Raw genomic sequence first — 17,842 nt, 5'->3', positions numbered from 1 at the left:
ATGTCTGCAACGGTGCTCCGCGATGAAGGCGCGTCTACGGATATTTCGTCTGTGCGTTCGCAGGGCTGAAATCGCCTTCCAATTCCTTCGGCAGCGGAAGGCTTGAGCATTGTAGGTGCACCTCGCGGGCAAACAGCTTCCGTTGCTTCTGTTCGTGCTCCTTGGTGGCCGCGATGATCCCCAAACCGTACGGGCCAAGCGCGACGAATTCCCACCCCGGATGGTGTTTTTCGCGCGCCTCGTAGTCCGAAGCCACAGCCCGCGCCTGCTGGCATTGCGGCGACGCCCATTTCTGGTCCTGCTGCGAAAGCGACGCCCCGTAGTCAACCGGCGAGGTCGCGCATCCAGCCAGCGTCGCGGCCAATGCCGACGTCGCAATTCCCATCGCAATTCTCATCCTGAAGCTCTTCCCCTGAATCGCACCTTGAATCGCATCATCCCAAATTCCGCACGATCGTGCCTGGCCGGCGCCTCCGCCTTGCCAATCACGTATACGCGAAGTCCCGCCCTGGCGCTTGCCATAGACCTCGCTTCGTGTCGATCTTCTCGCAGCCAGATTCAAGCCATGTGCTTGGAACCAAATGACGGGCGAGACTGTTCAGTTGTAACTTTGACATGACGCTGATAGCCCCGCCGATTGGGCAAAGCGGCGGCCTTTTGAGGAGCTTTCATCATGAACATTTCGTCCGGATTGCGTTCCATCGCGGTTGCCGCCATCGCCACCGCGGGCATCAGCTTTGCCAGCGCCGCGCATGCCGACAGCGGCACGATCCGCTTCGCCGTCTACAAAGCCGCCTTCTTCATCGGCGGCTCTGGCGGCGAAGGCACGCTGACCTTCCATGGCAAAACCTATCCCATCTCGGTCGGCGCTGTCTCGGGCGGCCTCGCCTTCGGCGTTTCCAAAACCTATTTCCGAGGCACCGTGCGCCATATCCGGCGCGCCCGAGATGTGACCGGAGTCTACGGCGCGGCGGGCGGTGGCGGCGCGATCGGCAAAGGCGCCCAGGTGATCGTCATGACCAATGACAAGGGCGCCCAGCTCGAACTCACAGGCAGACAGGTGGGCATGCAGGTCAATGCCGATCTCAGCGGCATGAGCATCTCGCTGAAGTAGCGCCTAGTCTAGCTCCTCAGCCCCGGCGCCTCCTGCCCCGTGCGCTCGACATATTCGGTGTAGCCGCCACCATAGGTGTGGATGCCCTCCGGCGTCAGCTCCAGCACGCGGTTGGACAGGGCGGCTAGAAAATGCCGGTCGTGCGAAACGAACAGCATGGTGCCTTCATACTGCGACAGCGCCTCGATCAGCATCTGCTTGGTGGTGATGTCGAGGTGGTTGGTCGGTTCGTCCAGCACCAGGAGGTTGGGCGGATCGAACAGCATCAGCGCCATCACCAGCCGCGCCTTCTCGCCGCCTGACAGCACCCGGCACTTCTTCTCGATCTCGTCGCCGGAAAAGCCGAAGCAGCCGGCGAGCGCGCGGAGCGGCGCCTGGCCGGCCTGCGGGAAATTGTCTTCCAGCGTCTGGAACACGGTGCGCTCGCCTTCCAGCAGCTCCATGGCGTGCTGCGCGAAATAACCCATTTTCACGCTAGGCCCCCGCGCCACCGTGCCAGTGTCGGGATCAGAAGCGCCCGCCACCAGCTTCAGCAGCGTCGACTTGCCGGCGCCATTGACGCCCATGATGCACCAGCGCTCGCGGCGGCGGACCTGGAAGTCCAGCCCGTCATAGATGGTACGACTGCCATACGCCTTGTGCACGTTCTTCAAGGTGACGACGTCCTCGCCGCAGCGCGGCGCCGGCTGGAACTCGAAATTCACGATCTGGCGGCGCTTGGGCGGCTCGACGCGGTCGATCTTGTCGAGTTTCTTCACCCGGCTCTGCACCTGTGCGGCATGGGAAGCGCGCGCCTTGAAGCGTTCGATGAAGGCGATCTCCTTGGCCAGCATCGCCTGCTGGCGCTCGAACTGCGCCTGCTGCTGCTTATCGGCGATGGCGCGCTGCTGCTGGTAGAACTCATAGTTTCCCGAATAAGCGGTCAGCGAACCGGCATCGATCTCGACGATCTTGTTGACGATGCGGTTCATGAACTCGCGGTCGTGCGAGGTCATCAGCAGCGCGCCGTCGTAGCCCTTCAGGAACTGCTCCAGCCAGATCAGGCTTTCCAGGTCGAGATGGTTCGACGGTTCGTCGAGCAGCATGACGTCGGGCCGCATCAACAGGATGCGCGCCAGCGCGACGCGCATCTTCCAGCCGCCGGACAGCTTGCCGACATCGCCGTCCATCATCTCCTGCGAAAAGCCGAGACCGTCCAGCACCTCACGCGCCCGGCCGTCGAGCGCATAGCCGTCGAGCTCCTCGAAGCGATGCTGCGCCTCGCCGTACTTCTCGATGATCTCGTCCATCCGGTCGGCCTGGTCGGGGTCGGCCATAGCAGCCTCGAGTTCCGCCATTTCGGCCGCCACGTCGCTCACCGGCCCGGCGCCGTTCATCACCTCTGCGACGGCGCTGTGGCCCGCCATGTCGCCGACATCCTGGCTGAAATAGCCGATGGTGACGCCGCGATCGACCTGCACCTGGCCCTCATCCGGCTGCTCCTGGCTGGTGATCATGCGAAACAGTGTCGTCTTGCCGGCGCCATTGGGCCCGACAAGACCAATCTTCTCGCCCTTCTGCAGGGAGGCCGACGCCTCGATGAAGACAAGCTGACGGCCATTCTGCTTGCTGATGCTTTCAAGTCTGATCATGCGGTTTCCAGGGAATGGGAACTTGGGAGGATTTTCTCCGGGCCATACGCCATGGCGGGCGCCAGAGGAAGAGGCGCAAGCGCCGCAGTGCTTCACCCTCCCCCTTGTGGGGAGGGTCGGCGCACCGGCGTTGCGAAGCAAGGCCGGTGCGACGGGGTGGGGGTGCGGCGCCAAAGCTAAAAAGTCCCCCACCCCGCTCCNGCGGATCGACCCTCCCCACAAGGGGGAGGGTGAGAGCCAGATACACTCCAGAAACAAGATTCAACACATCGGAAAAACTGGCGAAAAGATCGTCTGCGATAACCATCCAGTGGCAGCCGGACAGCGGCCGCCACACGGCGCAATGAGATGATACCGAAGATGCAACGACGTTCAACCCGATGGATGGTTGCCCTCGCGGGCGTTTCGCTCGCCATGCTTGCGGTCGCACAGTCGGGTGCGGAAGCGGCGGTGACCCGAAGCGAATATTGCAGCCGGCTCGGTCTTCAACTCGACAGCGCCATCCAGACCCAAGCCGAACCCGGCGCCAATGCCAATGGATTGCCGAGGCAACGGCGCTCCAGGACAAGGCGAACCGGTTCTGCGCCGAGCGCAAGCAGGCGCAAGGCATCCGGGCCTACGCCAACGCCCTGAAACTTCTGGGCGTGACACCGGTCGATCTCAACCAGTGACAGCGACTTCTCTCTGACTTCCTCCCAGGGAAAGGCCGCCACTCGCGCAATGCGAGGGCGACTTTGTGTGCAAGGTGCATGGTCGATCCCGGCGATGTCTCGGCTGGACTATCCTGCCCGGGCATCGTCGTCAGCGCCCTTGCCGCCCCAAACGCCAACCCGCGTTCTCGCCTGAACGCCTACTTCTTCCCCTGCGGATGGATCGTCTCGCCGCGCTTCAGCATTTCGACGAAGGCCTCGATCTTCTTTTTGCGGCCAGCCTCGGTCTTCATGTTGTGGGTGCGAAAGGCGAGCGCGAAGCGGTTCTGCGCGCTGAGTTTTTCCAGCATCGCCTTCGCGGCCGGCTCGGCGTCGATCGCCGCCTGCAGATCGTCGGGGATCTTCATCTCCCGGCTACCGCCATAGGCCCGCCCCCAGCGCCCATCGGCCTTGGCTGCCTCGACCTGTTTCAGCCCGTGCTCGGTCATGTGGCCCTCCTCGATGAGCCGTGCGACATTGTCGATGTTGATCTTGCTCCAGATGCTCTTCCTGCCACGCGGCGTATAGCGCTGCAGGAAGCTTTTCTCGTCCAGCCCCTTGCGCACCGCGTCGATCCATCCGAAGCACAGCACGACATCGATGGCTTCCTTCGGCGTGATCGACTTCAGCCCCGACCCCACCTTGTGCACCTTGATCCACACCTCGGTTTCCGTGGCATGGTGCTGGCCGAGCCAGGCGTAGAAGCTGGCCGCGTCGGGGAATTCCCGGACCTTGTCGGGATCGACCTTGACCGACGCCATCAGCGAACCTGTCCGTTCAATGCGGTTGCCACCATGTCGCCTGCCACCATCGTCCCCTCATCGGCCAGCATCATGGCATAACCCACGGCCAGTTTTCGTCAGCAGCCGAAGCATCGGCGCCAGTCAGCGGAACGGCACCACCCATCGCCGCGTTCCGGCATCAGTGCAACCGCCGGATGGAGGTTCCGATGGCGATCCAGACAATTTTCGCCCATGTCAGCTGCTCCGATCTCGAAGCCAGCATCGGCTGGTACGAAAAACTCTTCGGCAAGGCGCCACAGCGCCGGCCGATGCCTGGACTGGCCGAATGGCAGTTCAGCGACAGCGCCGAGGTGCAGCTCTTCGAGGACAAGGACAAGGCCGGCACCTCGACGCTGACGCTCGGTGTGCTACCGCTGGCGCCCGAACGGCTGAGGCTGGTGGATGCGGGCCTCGAACCTGGTCCTATCGAGAAAGCCGACCATTTCTGGATCATACGCATGCGCGACCCGGATGGGAACCTGATCGTGTTTGCCAGCGCGGAACGCGACTAGCACACCTTGCCACTCCTTCAAGGGAAGCGCTGGCGCCTCCCCGCGCCGTGCTGTACGACAGCCGGTGCCACACTCGGGGAACGCGCCATGAAATGTCTGCTCCTCGCTTTTGCCCTGGTGCTCCCGACAGCCGCTCTCGCCGAACCGATCGAAACCCAAAAAATCATCACCGCGGCCGCCGGCGACTGGAACGGCGACGGCGCCATCGACCTGGCGATGATCGTCGAGACCGAACCTGGCGCTGCCATGGACATGCATTTTTTCCTCAGGGACAAGGAACACAATTTTCTCAAGCCTGCCGGCATCGTGCAGGAGCAGATGTATGGCGAATGGAACGGCTACGACCGGCCAGGCTATGAGGCGTCCTACATCGAGCCGGAGCTGACCGCGCTGCCAAACGGCTCGATCAAGCTCTACATACCGGGGATACCGTCCAACGGCGCGCGGACCGACCAGACGCTGACACTCGCCTGGCGCAACGATGCCTTCGTCGTCGCCGGCTTTGCCTATGACTATCATGATTACATGAAGGACAACGTCGCCAGCGACTGCGACTACAATCTGCTGACCGGCAAGGGCAAAAGCAGCAAGATGCAGCCGGATGGCACCCGTCTGCACAGGACCGTGACAGTGGAAGGCAAGGTCGTGCCGTTCGCCGAGTGGGATAGCGGGGCCAGCTTTACCGACTGCGGAGAATGAGCAGCCTCGCGTTTCGTTGCGCAAGGCAACGCACGACTGCCGCCCTGCTGTAAAATCCCGCAAGACCAGCCATGGTCCTCTCGGACGCGTCTCCCTCCCACCCCCGGAACACGCCATGCGATCCCTGCTCTTCGCCCTTGCTTTCCTGCTCCCCACCATGGCGATGGCCGAACCGATCGAAACCCGGAAGATCATCACCGCGCTGACCGGTGACTTCAACGGCGACGGTGCGCCGGACCTTGGTGATCGAGACCGAGCCATCCGATCCGATGGACATTCATTTCTTCCTCAGGGACAAGGAGCACAATTACCTCAAGCCGGTCGAAACCGTGCACGAGCAGATCGGTGGCGAGTGGAACGGCTACGACCGACCGGGCTACGAGAACTCCGACACCGAGCCGGAGCTGACGATGCTGCCCAACGGCTCGATCAAACTCTATCTGCCGGCGCCGCCGATCGGCAGCGAACGCACCAACCAGACGCTGACCATCGCCTACCGCAACGGCACCTTCATCGTTGCCGGCTTCGCCTACGATTCGCAGGATTACCTCAAGGAGAATGTCGCCAGCGCCTGTGACTACAATGTGCTGACCGGCAAGGGCACCAGCTCGAAGCAGCAGCCGGACGGCAGCACGAAGCACAAGACCGTGTCGGCTGAAGGCCGGATCGTTGCCTTCAAGGACTGGAATTCGGGCGGCGCCTTCACCGCTTGCCAGGAATAAGGGGCGCCCTGCCTCCGGCCGGCGTCAGACCGGCGGCGGTGCTGCCGGTGTTCGTCGTCTGGGACAGCCCTCTGGTGCGCTGAACGAGACCGCTGCGCGGCTGGCACTATCGGCATCTCCGATAACACCATCGGTTTCTCCCGTTTCCCCTTGGCGCCCTGACCTGCCAATCCCCTGCCCTTGTCCCTCCAAGCAAAGGCAGAGCGAAATGAGCATTTCAAAACAGAAAATCCTGATCGTCGGCGGCGGCTCCGGCATGGGCTTGGCACTGGCCAGGCGTTGTGTTGAGGCCGGTGCGGAAGTCGTCATCGCCGGACGAGGTGAGCAGAGATTGCAAGAGGCGCGCCAGGCGTTGGGCGACCCCGCCAATCTGGAGGTGGCCGCTGTCGACCTCACGCAGGAAGACCAGGTCGCAGCCCTTTTCCAGCGCGTCGGCGGGCTCGACCACATCGTCAGCACCGCCGCCGACATCGAAGGCGCCTACCGTCTGCTGCCGGAGCTTGACCTAGAGGCGGCGCAACGCGTGATCGAGAGCAAGCTCTACGGCCCGCTGCTGCTGGCCAAGCATGGTGCGCCACAACTTACACCTGCCGGCTCGATGACCTTCGTTTCCGGCATCGCCGCCTACCGCCCGGCCGCGCGGGGCTCGGTCGTTGCCGCTGTCAATGCCGCGCTCGAAGGGCTGGTGCGGGCGCTGGCGGTGGAACTCGCGCCCATCCGCGTCAACGCCGTGTCGCCCGGCTGGGTCGACACCACGATCTGGACGCAGGTCGCCGGCGACAGAAAGGCCCAGATGCTTGGTGCGATGGCCGAGCGGCTGCCTGTCGGAAGGATCGGCCAGCCCGAAGACATCGCCGACGCCATCTTCTTCGTGATCGGCAACGGCTTCACGACGGGAACGACGCTGCATGTCGAGGGCGGGCATCGGTTGGTTTAGTTTGAAAATCCGCTCGGACCCACAGCCTGAGTCCCACCTTGGGTATCCACTTCAACCTGCCTCGGCTATGGCACCCCGCCGCCGAGCGCGGCGGGGTAGTTCGATCTAACCCCTCGCAGCTATTTCGTCTTTCGAGGATCGTCGGCTGGATTAATGTACTTTATGCCCCACGGGCCATTAGTGGTGAGCTGGAGTACCGTCTCTTCGTCGAAATAAGCAAAATGCGCCATGCCCGGCGGCAAAGCGAAATAGCTGCCCGCAGGAATTGCTTTGGCGGCGCTCCGGTCGGCGGTCTCGCCCATGCCAAGATTAACGGTTCCCGATATTACTGTGTCAACTTCAAGCCCTGGATGCGTGTGGGGCGCGATCGCATACCCAGCCGGCAATTTAAGCCGAAGGGCAAACGGACCTTCTTTGGTCGGATCGCCGTACAGGATTGCCAACTGTGCTCCAGCAGGGAGCGTTTTGGGTCCAGGACCCCACTTAACCTCGCTGGGAGTGATCACAGTGTGCGCGTCCTCTGCCGAAGCAAAGGGGGCGATTGCGCAGGATACGATCCAGCCGACTGCAAGTAGCGATGCAACTTTCATGGTAGCCTCCCGTCTAAGCGGGCTACCCATTCCGGCGGCGTGCCGGGTTGGGCTCGCCAAAACTGTTTAGAGTAGGTCCGCGCGCCACGTCTACGCAAGCGATTTGTCGGCTCAGTATCGCCGCTGCCCTTGGCGAAAGCGCACGCGAGTCTCGCGCATGCGCTTCGCCCAAGGGAATCTCGAGCACGGCTTCTCAAACGATATTGACGTGCCGCGTTACCTGGCCATTGCTTTCCCAGTACGTATGCTTCTTGGCGATGATGGGATCGTCCATTGCGGGTTGGACCTGCCCTCCAGTGCTAACCGCACGCGAGGTGACGGTGTGCTCCCCGGCCGAGGGCTTGGGCCAGTCGACGGACCACATCTTCCAGGCGAAGTCCGCCTTGTCGGTGTCGTCGATTGTCGCTCGCATCCACGGCCCGTCGTCGACTTTCACCTCGACCCGGTCGATGGGCCCGCCCCAGGCGGCGCCGACAATACGATAGTCATTGCTGATATGAGTGACCCGGGCCGGTGCCGATTTCAACCGCGCCCGCCCGACAGAAGTTTCCACCCATACTGTCTCTCCGTTGTGATCTTCCTCGCGGAGCGTGACGTAGTCGCGTCCCATGAAACGGTTCTCGAAGCGCTGGTCGCGCACGTCGATACGCTGAAGCCATTTCGCGTTCGCGATCCCATACCAGCCGGGCGCTATCAGCCGCAATGGGAAGCCATTGTCAGGGGGCAAGGGAGTACCGTTCATCTCATAACAAAGGATGTTTTTGGGATCCATGGCGTCGGCGAGCGACATGCTGCGGGCGAAATTCTGCGTGAACTTGACATCGTCGGCTCGCTTGATTTCCCCTTTATCAGCACCCCAAAAAACAACCTCGATACCACTGTCAAGGACCCCCGCCTCCTTAAGGATCGGGGCCAGCGGCGTGCCGGCCCAGCGCGCATTGCCGATGCCGCCGTTGAAAAACGGCAGGCCGGTATTGCCCGAACACTCGACCGTGAATGTAACTTCCTGACGTGGGCGAGCCTTAATGTCGGCGAGTGTTAGCGCTGTCGGCTTGTTGACCAGACCACTGATTTCGAGTTTCCACTTGCTTTCGTCGATGACCGGACGGTTGAAATGCGCGATTGAAAAGAACCTGTCGTTGGGCGTCACCCAGGAATCGAGATCCTCCCAGACAAGCTGATTTTTGATGACCTCTGGAACCGGGTTTGGCGGGAGCTGATCGAGCCATTTGATGACTTTCTCGCCGGCCCGAGTTGGAAAAGCGTGGGCAACCCGTGATTGAAAGAACGCCAATGCCGCGAGAGCCGCGCCGCCTTGACCGATGAATTCACGTCTCGGAAGATGATGCATGATGACTTCTCCTCCAGTGAAAAGTTGAGATCTCCTTCAGTGGTGAATGCAATAGCGGCCGGAGTCGCGCTAGGAGAGGCCGGCCGAGGTGGCAATTGTGTGAGAGCGCACGGAATAAACCTGGAAGCGCGCTTTGGTTAAAGCGGAGTCTTCTTCTCATTCGCCAGCTAAGGTCCGGCAAGCGATCGGGAACCATATTCCCTATCTGTCCTTGTGGCGAGGGTTGCGGCTTGGAATCTTCCGAATCACCGCACCTTCAATCCAACTCCGCAGCACGCGAAATGCTTTGGCAGATTTCGAACTAACATGGCCCGACATCAGGAACTGTTTGCAAACAAGGCATTGGAGTGTTTCGTCGATTCAGCTCCTGAACGCTCAGTTGGCACAAGCGTATCGCGAGCGGCGGCAAGCAATTGCCGGAGCGCCGCCGGCTGGATGCGCCGGCGTCGCCAGATCATCGTCAGCGGCGCCGCTCGCGCCGAACCGGGCCATGGCAGTTCGACGATGTCGCCACGTGCGATCGCATCGCTGACAGCAATGCGTGGAACGAGGCCGAAACCCGCGCCGGCGGCCACCAACCGCGCAATGACGCCGATGCTGCCGACTTCGGCGGCAATTTCTGGCGCATCGACACCCGTCTCGACAAAGGCAGTGTCGACCATGTGCCGGTAGATGCATCCGGGCTCGGTCGCCACGAACCGCAGTTTGGCGAGCGCGGCAATGTCGCCTGGAGCGGTGCCCTGCCCCGGAGCCGCGACCAGTACCAGCGGTTCGGCCATTATCGTGCGCCTGGCGAAACGCTGATCGGAAGTGTCCTTCGCGAAATGGCGAGGCTCGAAGCAGAAGACGACATCGATATCGCCGTCCTCCAGCTGGCGCAGCAGCGCGCCGCTGCCTGCCACCTTCATCCGCACGATGATGCCGGGGTGGCGGGCCTGGAACCCGGGCAGCCACGGCGCCAGCCGAGCCGAGGCGATCGTCTCCAGCGCACCGACGGTCACCTGCCCGCTCGTCTGCCCGGCCGCCGCCTGCACAGCCGCACGCGCCTCTGCGTCGAGCCGCAACAGCTCTTCAGCGACGGGCTTCAACGCCAGTCCCGCCGGGGTCAGCTCCAGGCCGCCCTTCGAACGCGTGAACAAGGCAGCGCCAAGCTCGGCCTCGAGCGACTGGACCTGGTCGCTGACGCTCGACTGTGCGAGATGAACGGCCTCGGCGGCGCGCGTGATGTTGCGGGTTCGCGCCACGGCGAGGAAGGTCTTCAGCAGTCTTGGATGCATCGCCTGGCCGCAAGGCCTACTGCAGCTGCGGCTTTTTCAGGAAACTGCCGCGGTCGGCGGATTTGACGCGCAGCCAGGTCTCGCGGCCGTCGCGCACCACCCGCATCGGAATCTCGGCGCCAGCCGAGCCGCTGTCCCACAGCTTGCGATAGAAATCGGCGAGCCCATCGACCGCGCCGTCGCGAACCTCGGAGATGACGTCGCCCTCGCGCAGGCCGGCCTTGGCGGCCGGGCCGCCTTCGGTCACGCTCATCACCACCACCTGGCCGTCGCTTTCGGCCGACAGGGCGCCAAGCCAGGGCCGCGGCGGCTTGGCCACCTGGCCGCGCGTCAAGAGATCGTCGAGGATCGGCGGCAAAAGATCGATCGGCACGATCATGTTTATATCGGCGACCTCGCCGGCGCGGCTCATCTGCAGGCGCAACGAACCTATGCCGAGCAGCGCGCCATCGGCGCCGAATAGCGGCGCACCGCCCCAGGACGGATGCGCGGGCGCGATGAAGATCGCCTCATCGAGCAGATACTCCCAATAGCCGGCGAATTCCTGCTTGGTGACGATCCTGGCCTCGACGGCTCGGCCGATGCCGTCGGCAAGCACGACCGCGTCGCCGATCCTGGCCTTGCCGGCGTCGCCCAGCGCCACCGCCGGCAGGCCGGTCGGCGCCAGCGCCTGGACCAGGCCGAAGCCCGATTCCTGATCGTATGCCAGCGCATGCGCGGGGACGACACGGCCGTCATGTGTGGTCAGCCAGACCTCATCGGCCTCGGTGATGAGATAGCCGATGGTCAGCACCAGCCCATCGTCGCGGATGACGACGCCGCTGCCTTCCCTGAGCGTGCCCAGCGCGCCCGCCGTGAAGGCGTCTTCCGGAACGGTGGCGCGCACGGCAACGACGGAGCGCGGATTGGGATTGGCGGTCATGATTTTGTCCTGCGATGCGAATGCCCTGGCGACTTGTTCTATAGGTATGCCTTGGAGGGGATGGTGCAAGGGGTGGAGCGGTGGCGCTTCCCCTCTCCGTAGGAACCGGAAGCGCATCACCGACATCGACATTAGTTCAACGCAAGTTGAACTTCGTCGTTGGCAGCCCTAGTTGTAAACGGACCTGCCCATCCTTTCACAACCTCCCACGCCCGAGGCCCGACATGACCGACTATACCCCGCCGAAAGTATGGACCTGGAACAAGCCGAGTGGCGGCGCCTTCGCCAGCATCAACCGGCCGATCGCCGGGCCGACGCATGACAAGGAATTGCCCGTCGGCAAGCACCCGCTGCAGCTTTATTCGCTGGCGACGCCGAACGGCGTCAAGGTGACTGTCATGCTGGAGGAGCTTCTGGCGCGCGGCCATGAAGGCGCCGAATATGATGCATGGCTGATCCGCATCAACGATGGCGACCAGTTCGGCAGCGGTTTCGTCGAGGTCAACCCCAACTCCAAAATTCCGGCCTTGATGGATCGCAGCGGCGCCACGCCAGTGCGCGTCTTCGAATCCGGTTCGATCCTCGTCTATCTCGCCGAAAAGTTCGGCGAATTCCTGCCCACCGAACAGCCAGCGCGGGCGGAGGTGCTGTCCTGGCTGTTCTGGCAGATGGGCTCGGCGCCCTATCTGGGCGGCGGCTTCGGCCATTTCTACGCCTATGCGCCCGAAAAATTCGAATACGCCATCGACCGTTTCTCGATGGAGGTGAAGCGCCAGATGGACGTGCTCGACCGCCGGCTGGCCGAAACGGAATATCTCGGCGGCAAGCATTACTCGATCGCCGACATGGCGGTTTGGCCCTGGTATGGCGGGCTGGCGCTTGGCCGCATGTACAATGATTCCGCCGAATTCCTCTCGGTGCACGAATACAAGCACGTGCAGCGCTGGGCGAAGGCGATCGACGAGCGCCCGGCGGTCAGGCGCGGCCGCATGGTCAACCGCGCCTTCGGCGAACCGGCTCTGCAGTTGCACGAGCGCCATGACGCCGGCGATTTCGACACGAAGACGCAGGACAAGCTCGCCGCCGAATAGGCTCGCTTCAAGAGAAAGCCCGCCACGAAGCCGCGGCGGGCTTTTCCCAAGAGTTGGGCTGGTGTCAATTGGTCGGTGTCGCACCCTCTTTCATGGCCAGGCCACGGATCAGTGCAGCACTTCGACGATTTCGCGCGTGTCGGGGTCGACCAGAACGGTCTGGTCGTTGATTACGGCGACGCGGTACCTGACGTTGGGTACCTCGCGCAATTCAACCCTGTCCGGCACAGGCGAGCCGAGCTTGAGTTCGACGCCCAAAAGGTTCACCGACGCTAGCGGCTCCTTCTGCACGTATTCGCGGACGACTGTCTCATCCTGTGGCTGCACGACGACGGTTTCCGCCAAAGCCGTGCCAATACCACCCATCAGGACGATCGCGGCAGCCGCACTCGTAGAAAGATAATGTTTCATAACAACCTCCATTGTTGGCTATCTCAAACCCGCCCTGCAGGAAAACTCTGCCACCGTCGCGAGGTTCCATCTCTATTTTTGGAATAAACGCGCCACTCAGGCAAACTGATGAGAATTCCTACCGTTAACAACATCGTGATCATGTATGAGTCATACAGACAAAAACTCAGAGTTATTTTCATAGATTCCATTTTTCGTGAAAAATATATGCAAAAACACTTTCCCAGTGAAGCACGGGGCCGTACTTTTTCACGGAGTGAATTCAATCTGGTCTGCTATTGCCTTAGCAACAGCTAACGTGGAGCGCGCCGCGTCGTTCCCGGATACCCCTCCGCCGCGCACGAAAAAGGCCCGCCCTGCCGGGAGCAGGGCGAGCCCTTAACGGCGCCGGCGGAGGTGGCAGCCTCACCGGTCACATCAGGAAAACGCCGGCTCTGGCACCTTGGTTCCAGCAATCGAGCGGCGTGGCTGACATTTGTCATTATCGCGCTGATAGCGCCCTTTGCCGGCTTGCCCTGCGCACCCGCGAATGGAAGGGCCGGTAGCGAAAAGCACTCCTGATCCACCCTGGCATCATCGATCCCGGATGTCAGCCTTCAGAACCAGACACCATCCCGATGCAGCGGCGGAACAACGTTCACCGTATCCTCGCTTGTCGCGGCATGATGCGCGCGCCTGTAGATCAGCCGCACGACGAGCATGAAGTATCCAACCTGCAGGACAAGCAATGTCACGACCGTCCAGGCGAGCGCCTCCCAGAAAGAACCGGTGGCCAGATAGGTCCAGACCGCGATAACGACGGTCGTAACTGACATCCCTACGAGAAAATGTCCAAAATACATCGATCCCAAAATCGCCCGAACCGCCCCGGTTCAAACGACTCCCCTGCCTGAATTCCCATTGCCCGCGCACAACGTTTCATTATTTTAGCGACTTCGCAACTATGTGATCGCCCGATCCGGAACAGCTTGCGAAATTTGTTGCGCGACCGCTTGGTCGGGAGCAATTTAATGCTCACGAACCAGGGTAATGGAGAAAACAAGTCCGGGGGATGGGGAAATGACGCTCAAACTGATCGGGGCCGGCTTCGGCCGCACTGGCACGTGGTCGACCTTTGCCGCGCTCAATAGGCTCGGCCTGCCTTCCTACCATATGCAGGAAGTAATCCTGAACAAGGCCAACAAAGGTCATCTCGATTTCTGGCGCAAGGTGGCCAACAGTGCGCCCGGCAGCCAGCACGACTGGAACCGTGTGTTCGCCAACTATACAGCCACCGTGGACAATCCCGGCTGCTGCGTGTGGAAGGAACTGATGGTTGCCTACCCCGATGCCAAGGTACTGCTGACGCTCCACCCTCGCGGCGCCGAAGCCTGGTACGAGAGCACGATCGACACAATCTACTTCACCGAGAATGTCTGGCAGTTCAAGATCCTGGAGTGGCTGACGCCGTTCGGCCGGAAATTCGGCGATATGTCGAGGAAACTGGTGTGGGGTCGCACGCTGAACGGTGTAATGGAGGACCGCACCAAGGCTGTGGCGCGCTACAACGCCTATGTCGAGGAGGTCATGGCAGCGGTGCCGCCGCAGAAGCTGCTGGTCTACAAGGTGACCGAAGGCTGGGCTCCGCTTTGCGAATTCCTCGGCGTGGCGCTGCCCAACGAGCCGTTCCCCAACCTCAATGACCGCGAGACGATCAAGAAGATCATCCGCGATATCGTCAAGGGCTCCTACATCATGCTGACGATCGCGGCGATCGTGGCGGTGGTCGCAGCGCTATGGTGGTGGCTGGGCTGACGCGCAAGCCTTCGGCGGTCATTAGGCGCAACCCCTACCGCTATCAGGCGGGAACAAATGGCGGCACGCCGAGTTTCGCTTGCAGTCCTTTCAAGGGTTGGAGGCCGGCATGGCACCGCGCGAAAAACCACGCACCGACATGGAAGAAGACGGTCCCGAGGCCGATGGCCCGACCATCGAGCAGCAGGACTGGGACGCGGTCAAGGGCGGCCAGATCCTGCCCGACTCAGTGCCGGAAAATGGCGACATGCGCTACGGAACGGAGAAAGAAGGCGAACTGCCCGAGGAAGACGACGACAACGCCTACCAGGACAGTGACGACGCCCTCCCCGACGACGACGAAGAAGCCGCGATCAGGCGTGATTTGAACCGCGAGGGAGGGTTCGAAGAGACGTGAGCCGTGACTTGATCCGATCAGCCGTTGGTGAATTGCCGCTTCTCGACGACCTTGTTTTTCGCCTCGCAAGTGCCGGTAAAAAGCTTCGTCGGCTTTTTTTGACGCTTTCCTACCTCCGGCAGCGCCGCACCATTATATGTCGTTTGACTAAAATAACGGAACGTCCAATGGACATTGCCGGAACCGAACAGGGCCCCTCGGACCTTTGCGTTCGGCCGCTAAGACCTTGGTCCTACAGGGAAACGCAAACGGCCGAATAAGGCCCTGCTCCGGGAACATCTGGCCCTTGCCGCCGTTTTGCCGCGAGGTCTCCTGACCTGCCTCATCTCGGAGGAACGAGCGGTGCCCCATCGGTCCATCATCATCAACACAGGCCACGGTCCAGGTACGGCGATTGCCGTATTGACGGTCGGATTGGCGGCGGTCGCGATTGTCTTCCTCATTCTGGGCGGGGCGCTCTATCTTGGCGAGCAGCCGTCCAATCAACATGGTCTCTCTTCCGTGCCAGCCCGATCGATCCAAGCGGCCGACCGAGGGGCGAACCGATGAGGGGCATGGCCGGCTTGTCGTCTCAGAACTTGCAGTTGATCTTGCCGACGACGATTTTTTCCGTGTCGTGGTTGTCGACGAAGAAGCCAGGGCTTGCGTCGCTTTCCGCCGCCGAACGATCGCTGGCGTCGCCATGGATCAGGAACCGGCCAACAGACGTCCACGCGCCGAAGCCCAGACAGTCTTGCTTGGTCTCATGGCTCGAACGCAGCGGATAAGAAAAACTGTTTCGCGCCATTGCCCCGCGAAGCAGAACGCCGAATCCGCGCCGCAGCTCCTGCCTATTCCGCTTTCGCGGAAGTTTCGAGCGCCCCGCAATGTGTCATGTTGCGGTTGCGGCGGTACGAGCCGCCCTGGTTGACGCGGACGCCCGAGCCATCCCAACAATGCGCCCCCCCGTCCGCGTCGGCCATGGCAAACGAGTGGAACATGGGACGCGATCACGACTTTCCTGCCAGCCCGGCAAAAGCCAGCAATAGGTAGATATCGTGCTGGGCGGCTGCCTCAAATGCCTAGATACAGGCCGCCCGCCTTTCGCTCATTTAGATCCGCCGCAGAGGCCCAATCGATGGGATCGACGCGGTACAGTTTCTCAAGCATGGCATCGGCCAGGATGAAGGGCACGCCCATTTCCGTTCGCAAATGGATGGATGAACACGCCCCTGTGGTGAGGCCGCACGGCTACGATTATGGCCCCATAGCCCGTCCCACTCTCACCCCGGCGCTCCCGCAAACAGTACCACACCATCGCCACCAGCGGCCGGCCAATCCCTGATGGTGCGGTCGTAGCCGCCGGTCAGCACCGTGCCGTCGGGAGCAAATGCCACCGCGTAGATCGGGCCGGTCTGGCTGTCGAACATGGCGATCTGGTTGCCGGTTTCCATATCCCACAGCCTAGCCGTGCCGTCGAGCGAGCCCGACAGCAGGCGCTTGCCGTCGGCCGACAGCGCCAGCGTGTAGACGGTGCCCTCGTGACCCTCGAACCGCCTCACCTCGCGGCCGCTGTCGAGATCCCAGACCTTGATCGTTAGATCGCCGCTGCCGGTGATCAGATGATGTCCGTCGGCGGTGAACACGGCGCCGTAGGTGCCCTGCTCGTGGCCGTGCCAGCTGCGCAATTGCTTGCCGCTGTCGATGTCCCAGAGCTTGAGCGTGCCGTCGATGCTGCCGCTGAGCGCCTGCTTGCCGTCGGGCGAGACGGCGACCGCGCTGATCGACCAGTCGTGCCCGGGCAGCACATGCAGCACGGAATTGTTGACGAGATCCCAGACGATGACGTTGCCGGTGTCGTGGCCGCTGACGGCGTGCTTGCCGTCCGGGCTGATCGCCAGCTTGTTGACGCCGCCATTCTGGCCGGACTGGAAGACATGCAGCACGGCACCATCGGCGAGTTTTCTCAGCACGATCTCGCCGTCGTCGCCGGCCGTTAGCGCGCTGGTGCCGTCGGGCATGTAGAGCGCTGTCCGAGCCATGTCCTTGTGGACGCCGAGATTGCGGATCAAGTGCTTGCCGCCAACATCCCACAGCTTGATGACGTGGTCGGTGCTGGCGCTCATGATCGATTGGCCGTCGGGCGCGACCGCCAGCCAGACGACCGCGTCGCGATGGCCGTCGGGCTGGGTTGGGGCCGGAGGCGGCGGTGGCGGCAACGGCGCCACCGTGGGCGGCGGAGTGTCCGCGACCTCCGGCGGCGTCGGCACGGCGGGCGTCTGCGGCGGAGCGGGCGGCACCGGTGTCGACGGTGGGTTGGCGGCTACCGGTGGTGGAGCCGGAGGGGCTGGTTCTATGGCTGGCGGCGTGCTGGTGCCATCCTGGCTCTTCGGTTGATCAGGCTTGGGCTCGGCAAGCTTGGGTTCATCAGGCTTGGGTTCGTCCGCCTTGGGCTCGCTGGCCACCTCGCCGCCATCATGCCACGGGCCGAACTGGTCAACGCCCAGCGCCGCCAGCACAACCAATGGCAAGGCAAAAAAGACCTTGCGCAGGCCAGGCCTGCCGGTCTCCCGCGCCTCCGCCGTTCGGCCGAACAGGGGCGCGCCGGCAAGGTGCGCCGGCCGGCCTGGCAAAAGACCGGCCCAGAACAGCAACGCGCCGACAACGCAGGCAAGTCCCGCCACGGAGAAAACCAGAAGCCGCAGGGAGGCCGCATCTTGCGAAACGGAGGCCCGACCCCAGGCGAGGGTAGCGACGAGCGGATAAATCCGCGCCAGGCAGCCGATGGCAACCGCGGCCAGCAGAAACGCCAGCACCCTGTCAGCAAGTCTGTTCATCGCACCCTCCGCCCGTCCCTTCGAGCCAGGTTATCAGCGACATCAATACATCGCAAAAATAGTGGGAAGCCCCGCGGCGGCGGCCTTCAGGCGAGCGTGATTGACAC

19 protein-coding genes are annotated in these 17,842 nt (G+C 62.5%); 8 read left to right on the top strand and 11 right to left on the bottom strand.

Annotation, left to right across the window (positions count from 1 at the left end; translation table 11 throughout):
* Positions 1-34: 34 nt before the first annotated feature.
* A complete protein-coding gene (locus tag X743_RS148215; protein ID WP_023780706.1) occupies positions 35-397 on the bottom strand; it encodes a hypothetical protein in 363 nt (120 codons plus the stop codon).
* A gap of 276 nt (positions 398-673) precedes the next feature.
* Between X743_RS148215 and X743_RS148220 the strand changes: the two genes are divergently transcribed.
* Complete coding sequence (locus X743_RS148220; protein WP_023767223.1) at positions 674-1,114, top strand: hypothetical protein; 441 nt, start codon at positions 674-676, stop codon at positions 1,112-1,114.
* 8 nt (positions 1,115-1,122) lie between these two features.
* Here X743_RS148220 and X743_RS148225 read toward each other — a convergent pair whose 3' ends face one another.
* Together X743_RS148225 and X743_RS148235 are read right to left on the bottom strand one after the other, a co-directional pair.
* Positions 1,123-2,745, bottom strand: coding sequence for an ABC-F family ATP-binding cassette domain-containing protein (locus X743_RS148225; protein ID WP_023767222.1), 1,623 nt, complete (start codon positions 2,743-2,745; stop codon positions 1,123-1,125).
* Positions 2,746-3,595: 850 nt separating this feature from the next.
* On the bottom strand, positions 3,596-4,195 hold the full coding sequence (locus X743_RS148235) for a YdeI/OmpD-associated family protein (RefSeq protein ID WP_023767220.1): 600 nt from the start codon (positions 4,193-4,195) through the stop codon (positions 3,596-3,598).
* 188 nt (positions 4,196-4,383) lie between these two features.
* On the opposite strand from X743_RS148235, the gene X743_RS148240 reads away from it, so the two are divergent.
* The 4 genes from X743_RS148240 (at position 4,384) to X743_RS148250 (ending at position 7,086) form a co-directional block, all read left to right on the top strand.
* Positions 4,384-4,728 (top strand): VOC family protein, encoded by a 345-nt coding sequence (locus tag X743_RS148240; RefSeq protein ID WP_031257976.1) that lies wholly within the window; start codon positions 4,384-4,386, stop codon positions 4,726-4,728.
* An 87-nt stretch (positions 4,729-4,815) separates the two neighbouring features.
* Positions 4,816-5,427 (top strand): hypothetical protein, encoded by a 612-nt coding sequence (locus X743_RS148245; RefSeq protein WP_023767218.1) that lies wholly within the window; start codon positions 4,816-4,818, stop codon positions 5,425-5,427.
* Between the two features lie 209 nt (positions 5,428-5,636).
* The gene (locus tag X743_RS01000000169260; protein WP_245264269.1) at positions 5,637-6,149 is read left to right on the top strand and encodes a hypothetical protein; all 513 of its coding nucleotides are present in this window, start codon (positions 5,637-5,639) and stop codon (positions 6,147-6,149) included.
* Between the two features lie 208 nt (positions 6,150-6,357).
* Positions 6,358-7,086: an SDR family oxidoreductase gene (locus X743_RS148250; RefSeq protein ID WP_023767216.1), complete on the top strand. Its 729-nt coding sequence runs from the start codon at positions 6,358-6,360 to the stop codon at positions 7,084-7,086.
* 119 nt (positions 7,087-7,205) lie between these two features.
* Here X743_RS148250 and X743_RS0136540 read toward each other — a convergent pair whose 3' ends face one another.
* The 4 genes from X743_RS0136540 to X743_RS148265 form a co-directional block, all read right to left on the bottom strand.
* Positions 7,206-7,676, bottom strand: a complete 471-nt coding sequence (locus X743_RS0136540) for a cupin domain-containing protein (protein ID WP_031257975.1) — start codon at positions 7,674-7,676, stop codon at positions 7,206-7,208.
* Positions 7,677-7,869: 193 nt separating this feature from the next.
* On the bottom strand, positions 7,870-9,027 hold the full coding sequence (locus X743_RS148255; RefSeq protein WP_023767214.1) for a sulfite oxidase: 1,158 nt from the start codon (positions 9,025-9,027) through the stop codon (positions 7,870-7,872).
* A gap of 317 nt (positions 9,028-9,344) precedes the next feature.
* Positions 9,345-10,304 carry a LysR family transcriptional regulator gene (locus X743_RS148260; protein WP_023767213.1) on the bottom strand — a complete coding sequence of 320 codons (960 nt, stop codon included), beginning with the start codon at positions 10,302-10,304 and terminating at the stop codon, positions 9,345-9,347.
* Positions 10,305-10,320: 16 nt separating this feature from the next.
* Entirely contained in the window at positions 10,321-11,226 is a 906-nt protein-coding gene (locus X743_RS148265; RefSeq protein WP_023767212.1) for a S1C family serine protease, read from the bottom strand.
* A 224-nt stretch (positions 11,227-11,450) separates the two neighbouring features.
* Between X743_RS148265 and yghU the strand changes: the two genes are divergently transcribed.
* Complete coding sequence (gene yghU / locus X743_RS148270; protein WP_023767211.1) at positions 11,451-12,317, top strand: glutathione-dependent disulfide-bond oxidoreductase; 867 nt, start codon at positions 11,451-11,453, stop codon at positions 12,315-12,317.
* 108 nt (positions 12,318-12,425) lie between these two features.
* Here the strand turns inward: yghU and X743_RS148275 are convergent, their stop codons facing one another.
* Together X743_RS148275 and X743_RS148280 are read right to left on the bottom strand one after the other, a co-directional pair.
* Complete coding sequence (locus X743_RS148275) at positions 12,426-12,728, bottom strand: DUF1236 domain-containing protein (RefSeq protein WP_023767210.1); 303 nt, start codon at positions 12,726-12,728, stop codon at positions 12,426-12,428.
* Between the two features lie 596 nt (positions 12,729-13,324).
* On the bottom strand, positions 13,325-13,543 hold the full coding sequence (locus X743_RS148280; RefSeq protein ID WP_023767209.1) for an exopolysaccharide production repressor protein: 219 nt from the start codon (positions 13,541-13,543) through the stop codon (positions 13,325-13,327).
* 244 nt (positions 13,544-13,787) lie between these two features.
* On the opposite strand from X743_RS148280, the gene X743_RS148285 reads away from it, so the two are divergent.
* Both X743_RS148285 and X743_RS148290 read left to right on the top strand, forming a co-directional pair.
* A complete protein-coding gene (locus X743_RS148285; protein WP_023767208.1) occupies positions 13,788-14,522 on the top strand; it encodes a sulfotransferase family protein in 735 nt (244 codons plus the stop codon).
* A 109-nt stretch (positions 14,523-14,631) separates the two neighbouring features.
* The gene (locus X743_RS148290) at positions 14,632-14,919 is read left to right on the top strand and encodes a hypothetical protein (RefSeq protein WP_031257974.1); all 288 of its coding nucleotides are present in this window, start codon (positions 14,632-14,634) and stop codon (positions 14,917-14,919) included.
* A 571-nt stretch (positions 14,920-15,490) separates the two neighbouring features.
* On the opposite strand, the gene X743_RS148300 is transcribed toward X743_RS148290, so the two are convergent.
* Both X743_RS148300 and X743_RS148305 read right to left on the bottom strand, forming a co-directional pair.
* Positions 15,491-15,706, bottom strand: a complete 216-nt coding sequence (locus X743_RS148300; RefSeq protein ID WP_023767205.1) for a hypothetical protein — start codon at positions 15,704-15,706, stop codon at positions 15,491-15,493.
* A gap of 475 nt (positions 15,707-16,181) precedes the next feature.
* A complete protein-coding gene (locus X743_RS148305; protein ID WP_031257973.1) occupies positions 16,182-17,735 on the bottom strand; it encodes a WD40 repeat domain-containing protein in 1,554 nt (517 codons plus the stop codon).
* Between the last annotated feature and the right edge of the window lie 107 nt (positions 17,736-17,842).

Source organism: Mesorhizobium sp. LNHC232B00, from assembly GCF_000502435.1.
Lineage (GTDB): Bacteria > Pseudomonadota > Alphaproteobacteria > Rhizobiales > Rhizobiaceae > Mesorhizobium > Mesorhizobium opportunistum.
The sequence above is the reverse complement of the archived record's forward strand: the minus strand, read 5'-3'. Positions and strand labels throughout refer to the sequence as shown.

Bases quoted from the DNA above. Each gene is read 5' to 3' on its own strand.
- X743_RS148215 (WP_023780706.1), bottom strand. From the start codon at position 397: ATGAGAATTGCGATGGGAATTGCGACGTCGGCATTGGCCGCGACGCTG.
- X743_RS148220 (WP_023767223.1), top strand. From the start codon at position 674: ATGAACATTTCGTCCGGATTGCGTTCCATCGCGGTTGCCGCCATCGCC.
- X743_RS148225 (WP_023767222.1), bottom strand. From the start codon at position 2,745: ATGATCAGACTTGAAAGCATCAGCAAGCAGAATGGCCGTCAGCTTGTC.
- X743_RS148235 (WP_023767220.1), bottom strand. From the start codon at position 4,195: ATGGCGTCGGTCAAGGTCGATCCCGACAAGGTCCGGGAATTCCCCGAC.
- X743_RS148240 (WP_031257976.1), top strand. From the start codon at position 4,384: ATGGCGATCCAGACAATTTTCGCCCATGTCAGCTGCTCCGATCTCGAA.
- X743_RS148245 (WP_023767218.1), top strand. From the start codon at position 4,816: ATGAAATGTCTGCTCCTCGCTTTTGCCCTGGTGCTCCCGACAGCCGCT.
- X743_RS148250 (WP_023767216.1), top strand. From the start codon at position 6,358: ATGAGCATTTCAAAACAGAAAATCCTGATCGTCGGCGGCGGCTCCGGC.
- X743_RS0136540 (WP_031257975.1), bottom strand. From the start codon at position 7,676: ATGAAAGTTGCATCGCTACTTGCAGTCGGCTGGATCGTATCCTGCGCA.
- X743_RS148255 (WP_023767214.1), bottom strand. From the start codon at position 9,027: ATGCATCATCTTCCGAGACGTGAATTCATCGGTCAAGGCGGCGCGGCT.
- X743_RS148260 (WP_023767213.1), bottom strand. From the start codon at position 10,304: ATGCATCCAAGACTGCTGAAGACCTTCCTCGCCGTGGCGCGAACCCGC.
- X743_RS148265 (WP_023767212.1), bottom strand. From the start codon at position 11,226: ATGACCGCCAATCCCAATCCGCGCTCCGTCGTTGCCGTGCGCGCCACC.
- yghU (WP_023767211.1), top strand. From the start codon at position 11,451: ATGACCGACTATACCCCGCCGAAAGTATGGACCTGGAACAAGCCGAGT.
- X743_RS148275 (WP_023767210.1), bottom strand. From the start codon at position 12,728: ATGAAACATTATCTTTCTACGAGTGCGGCTGCCGCGATCGTCCTGATG.
- X743_RS148280 (WP_023767209.1), bottom strand. From the start codon at position 13,543: ATGTCAGTTACGACCGTCGTTATCGCGGTCTGGACCTATCTGGCCACC.
- X743_RS148285 (WP_023767208.1), top strand. From the start codon at position 13,788: ATGACGCTCAAACTGATCGGGGCCGGCTTCGGCCGCACTGGCACGTGG.
- X743_RS148290 (WP_031257974.1), top strand. From the start codon at position 14,632: ATGGCACCGCGCGAAAAACCACGCACCGACATGGAAGAAGACGGTCCC.
- X743_RS148300 (WP_023767205.1), bottom strand. From the start codon at position 15,706: ATGGCGCGAAACAGTTTTTCTTATCCGCTGCGTTCGAGCCATGAGACC.
- X743_RS148305 (WP_031257973.1), bottom strand. From the start codon at position 17,735: ATGAACAGACTTGCTGACAGGGTGCTGGCGTTTCTGCTGGCCGCGGTT.